Annotated in this window: 14 protein-coding genes; 13 read left to right on the forward strand and 1 reads right to left on the reverse strand. The window is 39.8% G+C overall.

All coding sequences use genetic code 11. From position 1 onward, the window contains the following. Nucleotides 1-867 (forward strand): aldo-keto reductase family protein, encoded by an 867-nt coding sequence (locus FHS10_RS06600; RefSeq protein ID WP_259088743.1) that lies wholly within the window; start codon nt 1-3, stop codon nt 865-867. Nucleotides 868-1,197: 330 nt separating this feature from the next. Here FHS10_RS06600 and FHS10_RS06605 read toward each other — a convergent pair whose 3' ends face one another. Then, nucleotides 1,198-1,509, reverse strand: coding sequence for a hypothetical protein (locus FHS10_RS06605; protein WP_259088745.1), 312 nt, complete (start codon nt 1,507-1,509; stop codon nt 1,198-1,200). 13 nt (nt 1,510-1,522) lie between these two features. Here FHS10_RS06605 and FHS10_RS06610 point away from each other — a divergent pair, with 13 nt between their 5' ends. The 12 genes from FHS10_RS06610 to FHS10_RS06665 all read left to right on the forward strand — a co-directional run bounded on the left by FHS10_RS06610 (nt 1,523) and on the right by FHS10_RS06665 (nt 16,150). Then, complete coding sequence (locus tag FHS10_RS06610; protein WP_259088746.1) at nt 1,523-2,641, forward strand: glycoside hydrolase family protein; 1,119 nt, start codon at nt 1,523-1,525, stop codon at nt 2,639-2,641. Between the two features lie 258 nt (nt 2,642-2,899). Continuing rightward, nucleotides 2,900-3,952: a dTDP-glucose 4,6-dehydratase gene (gene rfbB / locus FHS10_RS06615; RefSeq protein ID WP_259088755.1), complete on the forward strand. Its 1,053-nt coding sequence runs from the start codon at nt 2,900-2,902 to the stop codon at nt 3,950-3,952. A 33-nt stretch (nt 3,953-3,985) separates the two neighbouring features. Continuing rightward, complete coding sequence (gene rfbC / locus FHS10_RS06620) at nt 3,986-4,540, forward strand: dTDP-4-dehydrorhamnose 3,5-epimerase (RefSeq protein ID WP_259088761.1); 555 nt, start codon at nt 3,986-3,988, stop codon at nt 4,538-4,540. A 40-nt stretch (nt 4,541-4,580) separates the two neighbouring features. Then, nucleotides 4,581-5,450, forward strand: coding sequence for a dTDP-4-dehydrorhamnose reductase (rfbD, locus tag FHS10_RS06625; RefSeq protein WP_259088772.1), 870 nt, complete (start codon nt 4,581-4,583; stop codon nt 5,448-5,450). Nucleotides 5,451-5,461: 11 nt separating this feature from the next. Further along, nucleotides 5,462-6,322: a glucose-1-phosphate thymidylyltransferase RfbA gene (rfbA, locus tag FHS10_RS06630; RefSeq protein ID WP_259088775.1), complete on the forward strand. Its 861-nt coding sequence runs from the start codon at nt 5,462-5,464 to the stop codon at nt 6,320-6,322. 50 nt (nt 6,323-6,372) lie between these two features. Continuing rightward, nucleotides 6,373-7,488 (forward strand): GDP-mannose 4,6-dehydratase, encoded by a 1,116-nt coding sequence (gene gmd, locus FHS10_RS06635; protein ID WP_259088780.1) that lies wholly within the window; start codon nt 6,373-6,375, stop codon nt 7,486-7,488. A 68-nt stretch (nt 7,489-7,556) separates the two neighbouring features. Further along, the gene (gene fcl / locus FHS10_RS06640) at nt 7,557-8,501 is read left to right on the forward strand and encodes a GDP-L-fucose synthase (RefSeq protein ID WP_259088781.1); all 945 of its coding nucleotides are present in this window, start codon (nt 7,557-7,559) and stop codon (nt 8,499-8,501) included. A gap of 252 nt (nt 8,502-8,753) precedes the next feature. After that, entirely contained in the window at nt 8,754-10,154 is a 1,401-nt protein-coding gene (locus FHS10_RS06645) for a UDP-glucose 6-dehydrogenase (protein WP_259088783.1), read from the forward strand. 138 nt (nt 10,155-10,292) lie between these two features. After that, nucleotides 10,293-11,510 carry an L-2-hydroxyglutarate dehydrogenase gene (lhgD, locus tag FHS10_RS06650; protein ID WP_259088785.1) on the forward strand — a complete coding sequence of 406 codons (1,218 nt, stop codon included), beginning with the start codon at nt 10,293-10,295 and terminating at the stop codon, nt 11,508-11,510. A gap of 163 nt (nt 11,511-11,673) precedes the next feature. Beyond that, nucleotides 11,674-13,569: a DUF1800 domain-containing protein gene (locus tag FHS10_RS06655; RefSeq protein ID WP_259088786.1), complete on the forward strand. Its 1,896-nt coding sequence runs from the start codon at nt 11,674-11,676 to the stop codon at nt 13,567-13,569. Between the two features lie 20 nt (nt 13,570-13,589). Beyond that, nucleotides 13,590-14,864: a DUF1501 domain-containing protein gene (locus FHS10_RS06660; RefSeq protein ID WP_259088787.1), complete on the forward strand. Its 1,275-nt coding sequence runs from the start codon at nt 13,590-13,592 to the stop codon at nt 14,862-14,864. Nucleotides 14,865-15,064: 200 nt separating this feature from the next. Further along, nucleotides 15,065-16,150, forward strand: a complete 1,086-nt coding sequence (locus tag FHS10_RS06665; RefSeq protein WP_259088788.1) for a mannose-1-phosphate guanylyltransferase — start codon at nt 15,065-15,067, stop codon at nt 16,148-16,150. Nucleotides 16,151-16,754: the final 604 nt, after the last annotated feature.

Consider the following 16,754-nt stretch of genomic DNA (forward strand, 5'->3'; position numbering starts at 1 on the left):
ATGGAAAGAATTTTATTTGGAGACAACCAGTTTTTTGCTGTAAACCATATATCAGATGAAAAATCGCGTGCGCAATCTATAAAGTTTAAGGATGATAGCGCTATTATCAAAACGCTTGATGAAGCACGTTCATTGGGTATAAACACATTTATGTGTACTACTCATGATAGAATTGCTAACATTTGCGACATCATTCGTAATGACCCTCAAAAATATAAGGACTTTAAAATTTACCCCTGCATGCCGTATGCTCATAAATACGCAAATGCGGTAACTGAACTGGGGATAGCCGGTACACTTAAACAATATGTACCTGGTAATTTCATTGGATCAATGTTTAAGGGGGGGATGGCCTATCTGTCAAAAGATTTCATTTCTATCATGGAGTTGCTGATTGATGCCGAAATGAAAATGTTTAAGGGCATTAATACCCCGGTTGTTTTTTTGCAAAACGTTATTACAGATTTATTTTTAGGCTTACGTGCTTACGATATCTTGATTGGGTTTCATGATTATGTTAAAAAGAAATATAATGCTGAGGCAGGCTTTATAACGATGAATATGCCAAAGCTTTTAGATGTTTTGGAAAAAGGTGGTGTGGAAAACCCTATAATATGTTCGTCTATTAACAAAGTAGGTTTCAGAATGTCTGGTGGTATAGAAATTTATGAAGAAACATTACGCACCAGGAAGTTGCGTGCTATTGCAATGCAGGTACTAGGTGGTGGCGCAATTCATCCTAAAGAAGCTATTGAATATGTTTGCGGCTTACCTAATATTGAATCAATATTATTTGGAGCATCTTCAAAAGCAAATATTCAAAATACAGTTGATAATATTCATTTATTTGACGGTGTGAAGGCATAGCGTATTATTGGGGTTAATTATTGCCGGTAAATTTAACAAGCGCCGTTTTATGCAAAGCTATTTGCGTTAAACGGCGTTTTAATGAAATATTAATTTATGACAAACGTTTTTGTAAAAGGCAAGCTCGTTTATCACGTACAAGACGTAAATTGTATTGATATATTAAACAAATAAGCTTGTAATTTGTAATGTGTTCAAGCACCCTCAAATCAATATGAAAACTATCCTAACTGCGCTGGCAATATTTCTTTTTTTTGCAACTACAACAGCAACGGCTCAATCTTTAATAACATATCCGGCTCCTGCTAATATTAAAGCATCAAGAATGTATCAGGTAACTGTTACACAAAATGGCGTTAGTAAAAATAGCTTTGTATATACAAATAATGCAGGTAACGTTGCTTCGGCATATCTTAACTCACAGTTGGGCAAAACATTCAATTTTTCAATATTCTCTTTTTTCGGGCCGGTAAATATAAAAGTTGCAAAGTTAGGCTCGGGTGCCGATTTTGCCACAGTACGTCCCGCCCGGGTTGGTATTGGCAAACTTCGGTGCCAGGCTGGAGCAGGTAATGCCGTTGTAAGTTTTAATGTTGATAAGCCCTGCAAGCTATCGATAGAGTTTAGCGACGATGATGCCAACAATAACCCATTAATGATTTTTGCAGACTCCGTTGAAGATAAGAATATGGTTCCTGATAAGCAATCAAGTACCGTTTTCCTGGCAGATGATTCATTAAGTCTGCAAAATATACCTACAGATAAAACGGTGGTGTACTTTGCACCAGGAGTGCATAATATTGGTAGGTTTAAAATACCATTACGAATTTCACAAGTTTATATTTCAGGCGGCTCGTTTATAAGGGGATACTTGTATGCTGATAGAAAAAATGGAAAGCCTTTAACTATAAATGGGAGAGGAATATTATCGCAAAACTCTTTCCCTTTTCATTATCCTGATGCTAACCCTACAAACTCAAATTCAAGTGCATGGTATAAGGCAATTGAATTAACCGGCGGCAGCGGTCACTTAATAGAAGGTATTACGCTTATTGATGGCACTGCTTTTTACATATATCTCGGTGCCAATAATTCAACCATCAGCAATATTAATGTAAACGGATTTAAATTTAATAACGACGCGTTAACGCTCATTGGAAATTACATTAACGTTAAAAACTGTTTTTTTAGAGATAATGATGATGCCATTGTTTTATACACATCAAATTTAAAAGTTGATAACTGCATTTTTTGGCAACTTAATAATAGCATTATTCAATTAGGCTGGCGTCCACATTCAATGGCAAATAATGTTGTATCTAACTGTGATGTTATACATGCTGAATGGACAAGCGGCTTGCAGGAAAACTCTGGATTTATAACAGCCATGAATGCGTTGAAGGGACAAGAACAGCAAGGTGCTGTTATTCAAAATTTTACTATAAGCAATATATATTTCGATACGCCTGTTACAAAATTTTTGGATATCAGGGGCGATAGGAAGTGGGGTAGGCAAGATAAAAATAGTTATACAGCAACCGATAAGCCATGGATTTATAAAAACTTCAATTTTAAAAATATTTATTTTCACAGCAACTCAAACAATGACAGCAACCTTATTCAGATAGCAGGTTTTAACCAGGATAATCCGATAACAAACTTTAATTTTTCAAATATTTTTATTGACGGGAAAAAGATGTCAGACGATGATTCATTTAAGAATATGACCAATGGCAAAAAAAATGTTCTCAATTTGAAATTGCTTACTAATTAAATTAAATAGGATTTTGATGTTGGCGTTTATTTTAACTCTATTTTGCCAAACTATGCTTTGCAGAAAAGCGGTAATTAATAATCTATAGCGGCTTGATATTGTGGATATTGAGCCTCCATTTTTTTAAATTGAAGTTCAAATAAATATAAAAAATATCAATTAATTATTATATTTGTTCCCAAGATCAATTTTTGTTTTGATATTTACAATAAAAGAACTTTTTATTTGTGAATATATAAATATCGTCTATATACCCCTATGAAAAAAATCATTATTACCGGCGGGGCCGGATTTATTGGCTCGCACGTAGTACGCCGCTTTGTAAACAAATACCCCGATTATTTGATCATAAACCTCGATGCGCTTACGTATGCGGGTAATCTTGAAAATCTGACGGATATAGAAGATGCACCTAATTATGTATTTGAAAAAGCCGATATTACTAACAGAGAACAGTTAAATGCCGTTTTTAGTAAATATGACGTAACCGATATTGTGCACCTGGCGGCAGAGTCGCATGTTGACAGGTCGATATTGAGTCCGCTTGATTTTGTTTATACAAATGTTATAGGCACAGTTAATTTGCTTGAGGTAGCAAAAGAAAAGTGGAAAGGTAACTATGCCGACCATTTATTTTATCATGTATCAACAGACGAGGTTTACGGAGCATTAGGTGCTGAAGGTTTATTTACAGAAGAAACCCGGTATGATCCTCACTCGCCTTATAGTGCCAGTAAAGCGGCCTCAGATCATTTTGTACGAGCATATCACGATACTTACGGTATAAAAGTTGTGGTTTCAAATTGTTCAAACAATTACGGACCTTATCATTTTCCTGAGAAGTTAATTCCGTTAATGATCAATAACATTATTAATAATAAACCACTGCCTGTTTATGGCGATGGTCAATATACCCGTGATTGGCTGTATGTAAAAGATCATGCTGTAGCTATCGACCTGATATTTCATGAAGGAAAAATAGGAGATACTTATAACATTGGTGGTTTTAATGAATGGAAGAATATAGAATTAGTCTATTTACTTTGCGAGCAAATGGACTTGAAGTTAGGGCGTGCTCCCGGCACAAGTAAACAACTAATCACTTACGTTAAAGATCGCCCTGGTCATGACAGAAGATACGCTATTGATGCAGGAAAGATTAACAGGGAATTAGGTTGGATGCCATCAGTTACATTTGAGCAGGGGCTTTCAGAAACCATTGATTGGTTTTTGGAAAATACAGTATGGTTAAATAATATTACCAGTGGTGCGTACGCCAGTTATTATGATCACCAATATGAAAATCGTTAACCCCCAAGCCTTATCAATCCAATTATATAAGATATGACAATCACAACAACCCCTCTTCAAGGGTGTATCGTAATAACGCCTCGGATTTTTAATGATGACAGAGGATATTTTTTTGAGTCGTTTAATGCCCAAAAATTTAACGAGGCTGTAGGCTATGAAGTTAACTTCGTACAAGATAATCAATCCTATTCTGCAAAAGGAGTGTTAAGGGGCTTACACTTGCAAAAGGGTGACCATGCTCAATCAAAGCTGGTACGCGTAACCAAAGGAGAAGTATTAGATGTAGCCGTTGACGTACGCAAAGCATCGCCGACCTTTGGTCAATATTTTTCAGTGTTACTTTCGGAAGAAAACCATCAGCAATTTTTTATTCCAAGGGGATTTGCACATGGTTTTATAGTGTTAAGCGATGTAGCAGTTTTTCAATATAAATGCGATAATTATTATAACAAAGCATCTGAAGGTGGTTTGCACTATGCAGATCCTGATTTGAATATTGATTGGGGATTGCCCGAGGCGGCGTTAATCGTATCAGAAAAAGATATTGAATTACCGTTTTTGAAAAATTCACCCGATTTCGGATTTTAAACTGGCTTAACTCCCCCTTATAAAAGATAGAAATTTTAACATGGAAAACATAGTAGTATTTGGTGCTTCAGGTCAACTGGGCCAATGTTTAAAAAAAGTGGCTGCCATTAAAGGTATAACATCCATATTTTTTCCGCCAGAAGCTGAAGCTAATATACTGGATGCTGATTTGTTAGGCAAGGTATTTGAACAATATAAGCCAACTCACGCCATAAATTGCGCGGCATATACCGCTGTAGATAAAGCTGAGGATGATATTGATCTTGCCCGAAAAATCAACAAAACAGGAGCCGAAAATCTGGCAATTCAATGTAAAGCACATGGTGCCGCGTTGGTACAGGTTTCAACTGATTTTGTGTTTAAAGGCAATACGCCCTACCCATTAGTCGAAGATGATATCGCCGAACCAATAAGTATTTATGGTCTGACAAAATTAGAAGGCGAACAGGACGTTGCAGCTATATTGCCAGAACACTATATCATACGCACCAGCTGGTTATACTCTGAATTTGCTAATAATTTTGTTAAAACCATGCTTAAGCTTGGTGCCGATAGGGACGAATTAAAGATCATAGCCGATCAGGTAGGCACACCAACCTATGCTATCGACCTTGCCAGTGCTATATTAGATATCATTGCTGCCGGCGAAGGCAATTATGGTATTTATCATTACAGCAATGAAGGAGTTACTTCATGGTACGATTTTGCAAAGGGCATATTTGACATATCAAATACAGATGTTAAAACCTATCCTATACGTACAAGCGAATACCCTACAAGAGCAATAAGACCTGCTTTTTCTGTAATGGATAAATCCAGAATCAAGAAAACTTTTGGCATCAGCATTCCATACTGGCGCGATAGTCTTATTGTTTGCATCAAAGAACTTGAAAGCATAAATAAAATCTAACCTATCCCTATATGAAAGGAATCATACTTGCAGGCGGCTCCGGAACACGCCTTTATCCTATTACAAAAGCAATCAGTAAGCAGCTGATGCCTATTTATGATAAACCGATGATTTATTATCCTTTATCTGTATTGATGCTGGCTGGGATAAATGAGATATTAATTATTACAACTCCCGAAGATCAGGCGGGCTTTATACGCTTGTTGGGCGATGGTACTGAACTTGGTTGCCGTTTTGAATTTGCTATGCAGGAGGTGCCTAACGGCCTTGCCCAGGCTTTTGTGATAGGAGCTGATTTTATTGGTACCGATAAGGTAGCTTTGGTACTTGGCGACAACATATTTTATGGATCGGGTTTCAGTAGCTTAATACAAAGCTTCAACAATGTAAATGGGGCTGCTATATTTGCTTATCCCGTTGCCGATCCGGAACGATATGGTGTGGTAGAGTTTGATAAACATTTTAAAGCGCTATCTATTGAAGAAAAGCCGTTAAAGCCCAAATCACATTATGCAGTTCCTGGCCTTTATTTTTATGATAATCAGGTAGTGGAAATTGCCAGGAATATTCCTGCATCTCCGAGAGGAGAATTTGAAATTACAGATGTGAACAGAATCTATCTTGAAAAAGGTGAGCTTCAGGTTGGCGTAATGGATAGGGGGACGGCGTGGCTTGATACAGGTACTTTTGATTCACTTAGCGACGCATCTGAATTTGTGAGGGTTATTGAAAAACGACAGGATACTAAAATTGGATGTATTGAAGAAGTTGCATATCGGATGGGTTTTATAACTTACGATATGCTTCAAACATTAGCTGTTAAGTATATTAAAAGCGGCTACGGCAAATACATTCAAGATATTGAACAATAAATTGATCTGATAAAACTTAATATATAAAACAATTAGTTTAACTAATTTTCATGAAGAAAATCGCTTTAATCACAGGTATAACAGGTCAGGATGGTGCCTACCTAACCGAACTTCTTTTATCAAAAGGATATGAAGTACATGGTATAAAACGTAGAAGTTCACTTTTTAATACCGATAGGATTGATCATTTATATCAGGATCCTCATGAAAGTAATGTAAAACTTACCTTGCATTATGGAGATTTAAGTGATTCTACCAACCTTATCCGCATAATTCAACAGGTACAGCCTGATGAAATATACAACTTGGGAGCAATGTCACATGTTAAAGTGAGCTTTGATACGCCTGAATACACAGCCAATGCTGATGGAATAGGTACATTGCGCCTGCTGGAAGCAATCCGCATTTTAGGATTAGAAAAGAAAACTAAAATATACCAGGCATCTACATCTGAACTATATGGTTTGGTACAGGCTGTTCCACAGTCAGAAACTACACCTTTTTACCCACGGTCACCTTATGCCGTAGCTAAAATGTATGCTTACTGGATAACAGTTAACTACCGGGAAGCTTATGGCATTTTCGCTTGCAATGGTATTTTATTTAACCACGAAAGCCCGCTGCGTGGCGAAACATTTGTAACCCGTAAAATTACGCGTGCTACTTCAAAAATAGCTATGGGGCTGCAGGATAAGCTTTATTTGGGCAATTTAGACGCGCAAAGGGATTGGGGGCATGCAAAGGATTATGTAGAAGCCATGTACCTGATATTGCAACAGGACGAACCTACAGATTATGTTATTGCCACTGGTGTAACTACTCGTGTACGCGAGTTTGTTAGAATGGCTTTTGCCGAAGTTGGCATCACCTTAGAGTTTAAAGGCGAAGGTGTTGATGAAAAAGGGTATGTTGTATCTTGCGAATCTCCTGATTTTCAGGTTGAAATTGGTAAAGAGGTCGTGGCAGTTGATGCGAAATATTTCAGACCTACCGAAGTTGAGTTATTGATTGGTGATCCTACAAAATCAAAAACTAAATTAGGGTGGGTGCCTAAATACGATTTAAAAATGCTGGTAGAAGATATGATGCAGGCCGATGTTAACCATTTCCGTAAAGAAAAGTTATTAAAAGAGTCTGGTTACGACATTAAAAATCAGTTTGAATAAACTGATTTTTAATTGTTGATCGTCATTTAAAATATGGTAATAATAGATCCTTTACGGGATCGGCAATTATGGAAAAGAATAGCAAAATATATATCGCAGGGCATAGGGGTATGGTCGGCTCGGCCATTACCCGGAAGTTGCAGAACGAGGGATTTGAAAACCTTATTTTAAAAGGATCAAAAGAACTTGATCTTCGCGATCAGAATGCAGTATTGGATTTTTTTAAAACCGAGCAGCCCGATTACGTTTTTCTGGCAGCGGCTAAAGTGGGGGGGATTATAGCAAATAATACCTACCGGGCCGATTTTTTGTATGAAAACCTGATCATGGAATGTAATATTATACATTCGGCCTATCTTACAAACGTTAAAAAACTAATGTTTTTGGGTAGTTCATGTATTTACCCTAAGCTTGCGCCGCAACCGCTCAGGGAAGATTACCTGCTTACCGGCCCGCTTGAAGAAACTAATGAGCCATACGCTATCGCTAAAATAGCAGGTATTAAAATGTGCGAAACCTATCGTGACCAGTATGGCTGTAACTATATTAGTGTGATGCCAACAAACCTGTATGGCATTGGCGATAACTATCACCCAACCAACTCGCATGTATTGCCTGCTTTAATCCGTAAGTTTCATGAAGCTAAGGTCAATGGCGAGGAAGCTGTAACCATTTGGGGAACCGGAAGCCCTAAAAGGGAGTTTTTATATGCAGATGATCTTGCCGAGGCCTGCTTGTTTTTAATGGAAACTTATAACGGGAAAGAACTCGTTAACGTAGGCACCGGCGAAGATTTAACCATAGCCGAACTTGCCAACCTTGTAAAAAATATTGTAGGATTTGAAGGGGAGTTGAAGTTTGATACCTCAAAACCTGATGGCACGCCGCGTAAGTTAATGGATGTTAACAAGCTGCATAATTTGGGCTGGAAGCACCATACCAGCCTTGAGGAAGGTGTTCTATCGGCATATAACGATTTTACTGATAAAAGCAAAGTACACAGTGAGCGATAGATATTGCGCTTAAATAATAATATCTGTCAGGTGGTCTATGTTAGCCTGACAATCAATTTGTTCTTATTTTCTTTTTACAGGCATGTGAACATGATTTTATTTGCCTCAATAGGTAAATAAAATTATGTTCACACTGTTTAATACCGGGTATTTAGATACAAACAAAAACCTTGGTAGCTTATTAGCGTAAGTAAGTATAACAAACAATATCTTTATATTCTTAAACTAAAATATTAACAACCTCATAAGTGTATGTCTCAAATCACTAAAATTTGTTGTATAGGTGCTGGTTATGTCGGTGGACCAACCATGGCTATGATCGCGAAAAAATGTCCTCATATTAAAGTTACAGTTGTTGATCTTAATGAACAACGTATAGCGGCATGGAATGATCCGGATGTTGAGAATATTCCGGTGTATGAACCTGGCTTAAGTGAGGTTGTGGCTGAAGCCAGGGGACGTAACTTGTTTTTCTCTACAGATGTGGATGCGGCTATTGATGAAGCAGAAATGGTCTTTATCTCTGTAAACACTCCAACCAAAACCTATGGTGCGGGTAAAGGACAGGCAGCTGATTTGAAATGGATTGAGCTTTGCGCAAGGCAGATTGCACGCGTGTCAAAAGATAATAAGATCATCGTTGAAAAATCAACCCTGCCGGTAAGAACGGCAAGTGCTATAAAAGATATTCTGATGCATACCGGAAATGGTTCCCAGTTTCAAATTTTATCTAATCCGGAGTTTCTTGCCGAAGGTACTGCTGTGGAGGATCTGGATGCACCTGATCGTGTTTTAATTGGTGGTGACAGCACGGCTGAAGGCCAAACCGCAATTCAGGCGCTTGTAGATGTTTATGCCAATTGGATTCCGAGAGAACGGATCTTAACTACCAATGTTTGGTCGTCAGAGTTATCTAAATTAACGGCTAACGCGTTTCTTGCCCAGCGTGTGTCTTCAATAAATTCGCTTACCGAGCTTTGCGAAAAAACTGAAGCCGACATTAATGAAGTTGCAAGGGCAATCGGTACCGATAGTCGTATCGGGCCTAAGTTTTTAAAAGCTTCTGTTGGTTTTGGCGGTTCCTGTTTTCAAAAGGATATTTTAAACCTGGTATACATAGCCCGTACTTATGGCTTGCAGGAAGTAGCCGATTACTGGGAGCAGGTTATCATCATGAATGATCATCAGAAAAAACGCTTTGCTAACCAAATGATCAGGGAGTTATATAATACCGTTAATGGGAAAAAAATAAGCTTTTTGGGTTGGGCCTTTAAAAAAGATACCAATGATACCCGGGAATCGGCAGCAATTTACGTAGCAGATCATTTGTTGCATGAGCAAGCGCAAATTATGGTTTATGATCCAAAGGTACTGGAAGGGCAGATTTATTTTGACCTCGACTACCTGGGTACCAGAACATCCGAAGAAAATAAAAAAGGGGTTAGCGTTATAAATGATCCTTATGAGGCATGTAAAGGGGCTCACGCTATAGCTGTACTAACCGAGTGGGATGAATTTAAAGATTACGATTGGCAAAAGATTTACGATAGTATGCTGAAGCCTGCAAAAATATTTGATGGTCGTAATTTACTTGATGCAAATAAACTAAGATCAATAGGTTTCATTGTACAATCTATAGGTACTAAAAGCTAACCTATAATTTGCGCTGAATAATAAAATAAAAACGGGCTGACCTGCGTCAGCCCGTTTTTTGTATTTTTGCACTGCCTTGAAACCAGATAAGCTTAAACGTAAATTAACGTTATTAAGGTAACTTGGAGTAATCAAACTATGGAAAACGTATATGACCTCATCATTGTAGGCGGCGGTATAGTTGGTATGGCCACAGCCTACAAGATCAACACCCGTAACCCCGAAAAAAAAATCCTGGTTTTAGAGAAGGAGAGCGAAGTGGCGGCACATCAAACAGGGCATAACTCGGGAGTCATTCACTCTGGTATATATTATAAGCCAAACTCCTATAAAGCCAAACTTTGTGTAGAAGGCAGGCGGGAACTGGTAGCGTTTGCAAAAGAGCATAACGTTCCTCATGACATTTGCGGAAAAATCATTGTAGCCACCAAACCATCTGAGTTGGAGTACATGAACAAAGTGTTTAACAATGGGATTGCCAATGGAGTGGAAGGCATTGAAAAGATAAGTGCCGAAAAGATAAAAGAAATAGAGCCTTATTGTGTGGGGATTGAAGGCATTTGGGTGCCTTGCACGGGCATTATCAGCTTTGCTGCAGTTACCCGTAAATATCGCGAGCTATTTGAAGCTCGTTTTTCGCAAAGTAAAGTACTGACCAATTGCGCTGCTAAGGCATTTGAACATCATGATTGCTATACCACGGTAGTAACCAGCAAAGGCAGCTTTAACGGTAAATATTTAATTACCGCCGGAGGCCTGCAGGCCGATAGGCTTACCATGGGGGCCGGTGTTAAAACTGATGCTCGGATAGTAGGTTTCCGCGGCGATTATTATGATTTGACAGAGCAGGGGAAAAGCAAGGTTAAAAACCTCATTTACCCGGTACCTAACCCCGAGTTTCCTTTTCTTGGCGTACACTTTACCCGCATGATTGATGGAACAGTAGAGTGTGGGCCTAACGCTGTATTTGTATTTAAGCGGGAAGGCTATAATAAAACGGATTTTTCCTTAGGCGATACCATTGAGGCATTAAAGTTTAAAGGAACCTGGCAGCTGTTTTATAAGCACTGGCGATTCGGGCTTGATGAGTATCAGCGGGCCTTTTCAAAAAAGAAATTTTTAACCGGTTTACAGCAACTCATCCCAAGCTTAACCATGGAAGATTTGCAACCCGGCAGGGCAGGTGTGCGGGCCATGGCCATATCTCCCGAAGGCGAAACTTTAGATGATTTTAAGATAGAGGCCCAGGGTAACATGCTGCATGTGTTAAACGCTCCTTCACCGGCAGCAACAGCATCATTGGGCATTGGCAATGCCATTGCCGATATGGCTGCCGAGCGATTTTCTTTTAATTAAATATAGATTTATTAACCCGAAAGGCCTGCAAAACTTATTTGCAGGCCTTTCGTTTTTTAATGTAACAGGTTATTTACTTTTATTGTTGTTATTATACTTAATTGAAAATTAAACCATTGATGTTTGCCTGTGTCATAGTATTGTAATTGGTTAATAATTTGATATGAGATCAATAAAAAGCGTCATTATACCGGCATTAGTTTTAATGGGGGGCTTGTTATTATTATCTTCATTTTATGGTAGACATAACGGTAACGAGATATCTAAATTCCCCTATAAACAGGCGGGTTTAACCAAACAACAGGCTGCAGCACATTTGCTAAGCCGTTTTACCTACGGCGCTACACCCGGCGAAGTAGATGAGGTTGCTAATGAGGGTTTAGAAAAATGGTTTAGCCAGCAGTTGGATGCTAAACTCCCCGATGATTCACTTAACCAGCAATTAGATAAGTTTGATGCACTTAGACTAAGCAACGAGCAAATTACCAACATATACCCGCGCCCTGGGCTGGTTGCTCAAAGAGCAGTTAAAGAAGGTTTAATTAACAAAGATTCTATCCAATCAAATAAACCGGCTTACAAAAAATTGCTTCAGGATTATATGGATAAGAATGGGATGAAGCCCCAGCAGGAACTTTTCAGGCAGTTTATTAACCAAAAAATATTAAGGGCTGCTTATAGTAACAATCAGTTGCAGGAGGTAATGACCAGCTTTTGGTTTAATCATTTTAACGTATCCATCACCAAAAATCAATGTGCCGAATTTATCCCGGATTATGAGCGCGATGTGATCCGTCCGAATGCCTTAGGCAAATTTGGCGATCTTTTGTTAGCCACTGCCAAATCGCCGGCTATGCTTTATTATCTCGATAACTTCAGCAGCTCATCGGCCATTGAACAAAAACCGCAAATAATGGCCGTTAACATGGCCGATACCGGCAAGCAAGCGATGCTGCTCAATAAACTCAAGAAAGCAAGACAGCAACGCGGCCTCAACGAAAATTATGCCCGCGAGGTAATGGAACTCCATACCCTGGGTGTTGATGGCGGGTATACACAGCAGGATGTTACCCAGGCGGCCAAAATACTCACCGGCTGGACGGTTTATCCCATGGGCGAATACGGTAAAGGGAACAATGTTATGAACGCTATCAATCGCGGTAATCTGGCTAATGGCCTGGTGCATGATGGCGATTTCCTATTTGTGCCCAACCGGCATGATCAGGGCGAAAAAACTGTTTTAAGCAGACATTTTGCAGGTAATGGTGGTTACGACGAAGGCGTACAATTATTAAATATGCTGGCACACAATCCATCCACAGCAAAATTTATATCGCGCAAGCTGGCGGTACGTTTTGTGAGCGATACTCCACCACAAACCCTGATTGATAAAATGGCCAAAACATTTTTAAGTGGCGATGGCGATATCAAACAGGTATTGATTACCATGGTATCGGCACCGGAGTTTTGGTCCAAAACTGCTTTACGTCAGAAAACCAAGTCGCCGTTTGAACTGGCTATTAATACCGTGCGTAGCTTAAATGCGCAGGTAACACAGCCCTACCAATTATATAACTGGATAAATCGCATGGGCGAAAAGGTTTATTATTATCAGGCACCAACCGGTTTCCCGGATAAAGGGCAATACTGGATAAATACCGGTGCATTATTAAACAGGATGAATTTTGGTTTAGCCTTTGCATCAGGCCGGGTCCCCGGTGTAAAGTTCGACTTGTTGAAACTGAATAAAGGGCACGAACCTGAAAGTACCCAGGCTGCCCTGGTTACCTACAGTAAGATCATTATGCCCGAGCGGCCACTGGATAAAACCATTCAACAACTTAGCCCAATGCTTAACGATCCGCAATTGATGGCGAAGGTGGATAAGGCGAGCAAAAGCAGCACGTCACCGGTAAAAGACGCCCTCTTGATGGTTGGCGATTCGGCCGGGCGGAAGGCTAAAATGGTAGTTATGCCTAAGGTAGAGGATACCAAAGCATCAATGATGGCGCAGGTGGTGGGCATTATTATAGGATCGCCAGAATATCAAAGACGTTAAACCTCATAAATTAAAACATCATGTTATCAAGAAGGGGATTTTTAAAAGCAGGCGGATTAACCTTGTTTGGCGTTGGTTTAATGGGTGGCATTCCAGCTTTTATTGCCGAGGCCGCCGCGCAGGATAAGATAATTGCTCCCTATAAAAAGGGCAAAACATTGGTGTGTATTTTTCAGCGTGGGGCGATGGACGGGTTGATGGCCGTTACCCCCTTTACAGATCAATACCTTAAAGAGGCTCGTCCGGGTTTATTTATGGATGCTGCCAAAAATGGGAATGATAATCCATTAATTGACTTGGACGGCAGATTTGGCCTTCACCCTTCAATGAAAGCTTTTGAGCCCATGTTTCGCGAAAAAAGATTGGGAATTGTGCATGGCATAGGATCGCCGAACAACACCCGCTCGCATTTTGACGCGCAAGACTATATGGAAAGCGGTACACCGTTTAATAAAGGCACCGCAAGCGGCTGGCTTAATCGTGCCGTGGGCTTGCTTGGGCACGATGCATTAACGCCATTTACGGCGGTGAGCCTTACATCGGCTATGCCGCGTTCTTTTTATGGCGATAACCCCACTGTGGCCATCAGCAACCTGCAGGATTTTGCTTTGCAGATGCGTGGTAACCCAATGGGCGCTAACCTGGCCGCTAAAAGCTTTGAGGAGCTCTATGATCAAACCGCACCCGGTTTATTGAAAGATACCGGCAAAGAAAGCTTTGATGCCTTAAAGATGCTGCAAAAGGCCGATGTTAAAAATTATGCTCCTGCTAATGGTGCTGTTTATCCAAACTCGGCATTGGGTAATTCGTTAAAGCAGATTGCGCAGCTGATAAAAATGAATGTGGGTTTAGAGGTTGCCTTTGCCGAATCTAACGGTTGGGATACCCACTTTAACCAGGGCACCGGTAATGGTATTTTTGCCCGCAATGTGGCCGACTTAAGTAACAGCATGATGGCCTTTTGGACAGATATTGGCAGCAATTACCAGGACGACGTAACCATAATGACCATGACCGAGTTTGGCCGCACCGTTCATCAAAATGGAACCGGTGGGACGGATCACGGACGCGCTTCCTGCAATTTTATTTTGGGCAACGCCGTTAATGGCGGATTGGTGCATGGCAGCATGCAGCCGCTTGCGACAGAAAACCTGGAAGACGGCCGGGACCTTGCCGTTACCACCGATTTTAGAAACGTGTTTAGTGAAGTTGCTGATAAACACTTGAAGATAAATAACGATAAAGTTTTGTTCCCCGATTTTACGGCTAAGCCAATTGGTGTATTTAAGGCATAGATGCTAATTAAATGAATAAATGGCATCACGATCCCGGCTAATAATACTGGCCGGAATTTTTTTTGTTTTATGTACAGTTATTATACAATTTAATAATTTATAATGAAACTATGCCTTTATTAAAATTGTTAATGTATTTTAGCATTGATCGTTACAATATCGATTATGTTATATAATCAGCATAATTCTTAAAATCACACATGAACAAAAACTACTATGCCATCATCATGGCAGGCGGAATAGGCAGCCGTTTTTGGCCCATCAGTCGCACATCGCACCCTAAACAGTTTATCGATATTCTTGGAACCGGCAAAACCTTAATTCAAAACACCTACGAACGTTTCCTTAAAGTTTGTCCTAAAGAAAATATTTACGTAGTAACCAACGAGAATTATACCAAACTGGTAAAAACGCAGCTTCCGGATATGGAAGACCAGCAGATATTGACTGAACCGGTAATGCGTAACACCGCGCCATGCGTGGCTTACGGCTGTTTTAAAATAGAAAACTTAAACCCCGATGCGGCCATCGTAGTAGCGCCATCTGATCAGCAGATACTGGATGAAGATGCGTTTGTAAACTCCATCCTCCGATCATTAGAAACCGCTACAGCAAACGATTGCCTGGTAACCTTAGGTATTAAACCATCAAGACCGGATACCGGTTACGGTTACATTCAATACACTGATAATACCATCAACGAAGATTTTCATAAAGTGAAAACCTTTACCGAGAAACCAACGCTGGAGATAGCCAAAACCTTCATCCAAAGCGGCGACTTTTTGTGGAACGCGGGCATCTTTGTATGGTCGGCCAAAGCGATAGTAAAAGCATTTGAGCAGTATTTGCCGGATATGCACGAGATTTTTGCAGATGCCCGCCCGGTTTACAATACCGAAAACGAGCGAAACCATATCAACCAGGCCTACCAGCAATGTATCAATATTTCGATAGATTATGGGGTGATGGAAAAAGCGGATAATGTTTATGTATTACCTTCAGATTTTGGCTGGAGCGATTTGGGTACCTGGGCGTCTATTTATGATCTTGCCGAAAAAGACTATGTAGGCAACGCGGTGATCCCTTCAGAAAAGGTGATCATGTACGATTCATCAAACTGTATGGTAAATGTACCCGGCGAAAAGCTGGTGATCCTAAAAGGCTTGCATGATTTCATTGTAGTTGAATCAAACAATACCCTGCTTATTTGCCCCCGCGACCAGGAGCAAAACGTAAAACAGGTAGTAGCAGATGTGAAGAGCAAGTTTGGGGCGAAGTATATTTAGAGGTTAGTGAGTGGTTGATTGAGTGAGTGGTTGACTAAGTTGCAAGCCCCTGATAGAAAGCTTATTTTAAAGTAGTATTTGAAAACCCGGTTAACAGTCGGGTTTTTTTGTTGAGAAGAAAATTATCACAGCTATACTACTATTGGGATAGGGCAAACGCATCTAATTGGGTTAACATAACTTAACATATTTTAGATTTTTTTACATATAATAATCTAATAATCAATTGTTTGTATTTTAACAAGGTTAACATTAAACTGATGTATCGCGCAATTTAGGCGTATCCAAATATTTGTGCCTGTTGTTGGCCAATACAAGTCCTTTCGATACCTGGATCATTCAACCAGGGCAAGGCAATAAAAACAAGGTATCGTTTGAAGGTTATATCTTCCCGACGCCATAAGCTTATTCCGTTGGCTATTATTAAATAGAAGCTTATCCCCGTTAACTATTTAGATGTGTGTGCCCTGACTATTGGGATAGTTTATTTGGAATTATTCTAAATAATGAGTTATTTTGCGGCACATCCTTCATATTTAGGTTATGAAAACACATTATCCGCCCTAAAACCATCAACATAAAACCCGGCTATCCGTCGCCAAAC

Origin of the sequence: Mucilaginibacter dorajii (genome assembly GCF_024808255.1) — a bacterium.
Lineage (GTDB): Bacteria > Bacteroidota > Bacteroidia > Sphingobacteriales > Sphingobacteriaceae > Mucilaginibacter > Mucilaginibacter dorajii.

Excerpts from the sequence above, each read along its gene's own strand:
- FHS10_RS06600 (WP_259088743.1), top strand. The coding sequence starts at position 1 with ATGGAAAGAATTTTATTTGGAGACAACCAGTTTTTTGCTGTAAACCAT.
- FHS10_RS06610 (WP_259088746.1), top strand. The coding sequence starts at position 1,523 with ATGATTTTTGCAGACTCCGTTGAAGATAAGAATATGGTTCCTGATAAG.
- rfbB (WP_259088755.1), top strand. The coding sequence starts at position 2,900 with ATGAAAAAAATCATTATTACCGGCGGGGCCGGATTTATTGGCTCGCAC.
- rfbC (WP_259088761.1), top strand. The coding sequence starts at position 3,986 with ATGACAATCACAACAACCCCTCTTCAAGGGTGTATCGTAATAACGCCT.
- rfbD (WP_259088772.1), top strand. The coding sequence starts at position 4,581 with ATGGAAAACATAGTAGTATTTGGTGCTTCAGGTCAACTGGGCCAATGT.
- rfbA (WP_259088775.1), top strand. The coding sequence starts at position 5,462 with ATGAAAGGAATCATACTTGCAGGCGGCTCCGGAACACGCCTTTATCCT.
- gmd (WP_259088780.1), top strand. The coding sequence starts at position 6,373 with ATGAAGAAAATCGCTTTAATCACAGGTATAACAGGTCAGGATGGTGCC.
- fcl (WP_259088781.1), top strand. The coding sequence starts at position 7,557 with ATGGAAAAGAATAGCAAAATATATATCGCAGGGCATAGGGGTATGGTC.
- FHS10_RS06645 (WP_259088783.1), top strand. The coding sequence starts at position 8,754 with ATGTCTCAAATCACTAAAATTTGTTGTATAGGTGCTGGTTATGTCGGT.
- lhgD (WP_259088785.1), top strand. The coding sequence starts at position 10,293 with ATGGAAAACGTATATGACCTCATCATTGTAGGCGGCGGTATAGTTGGT.
- FHS10_RS06655 (WP_259088786.1), top strand. The coding sequence starts at position 11,674 with ATGAGATCAATAAAAAGCGTCATTATACCGGCATTAGTTTTAATGGGG.
- FHS10_RS06660 (WP_259088787.1), top strand. The coding sequence starts at position 13,590 with ATGTTATCAAGAAGGGGATTTTTAAAAGCAGGCGGATTAACCTTGTTT.
- FHS10_RS06665 (WP_259088788.1), top strand. The coding sequence starts at position 15,065 with ATGAACAAAAACTACTATGCCATCATCATGGCAGGCGGAATAGGCAGC.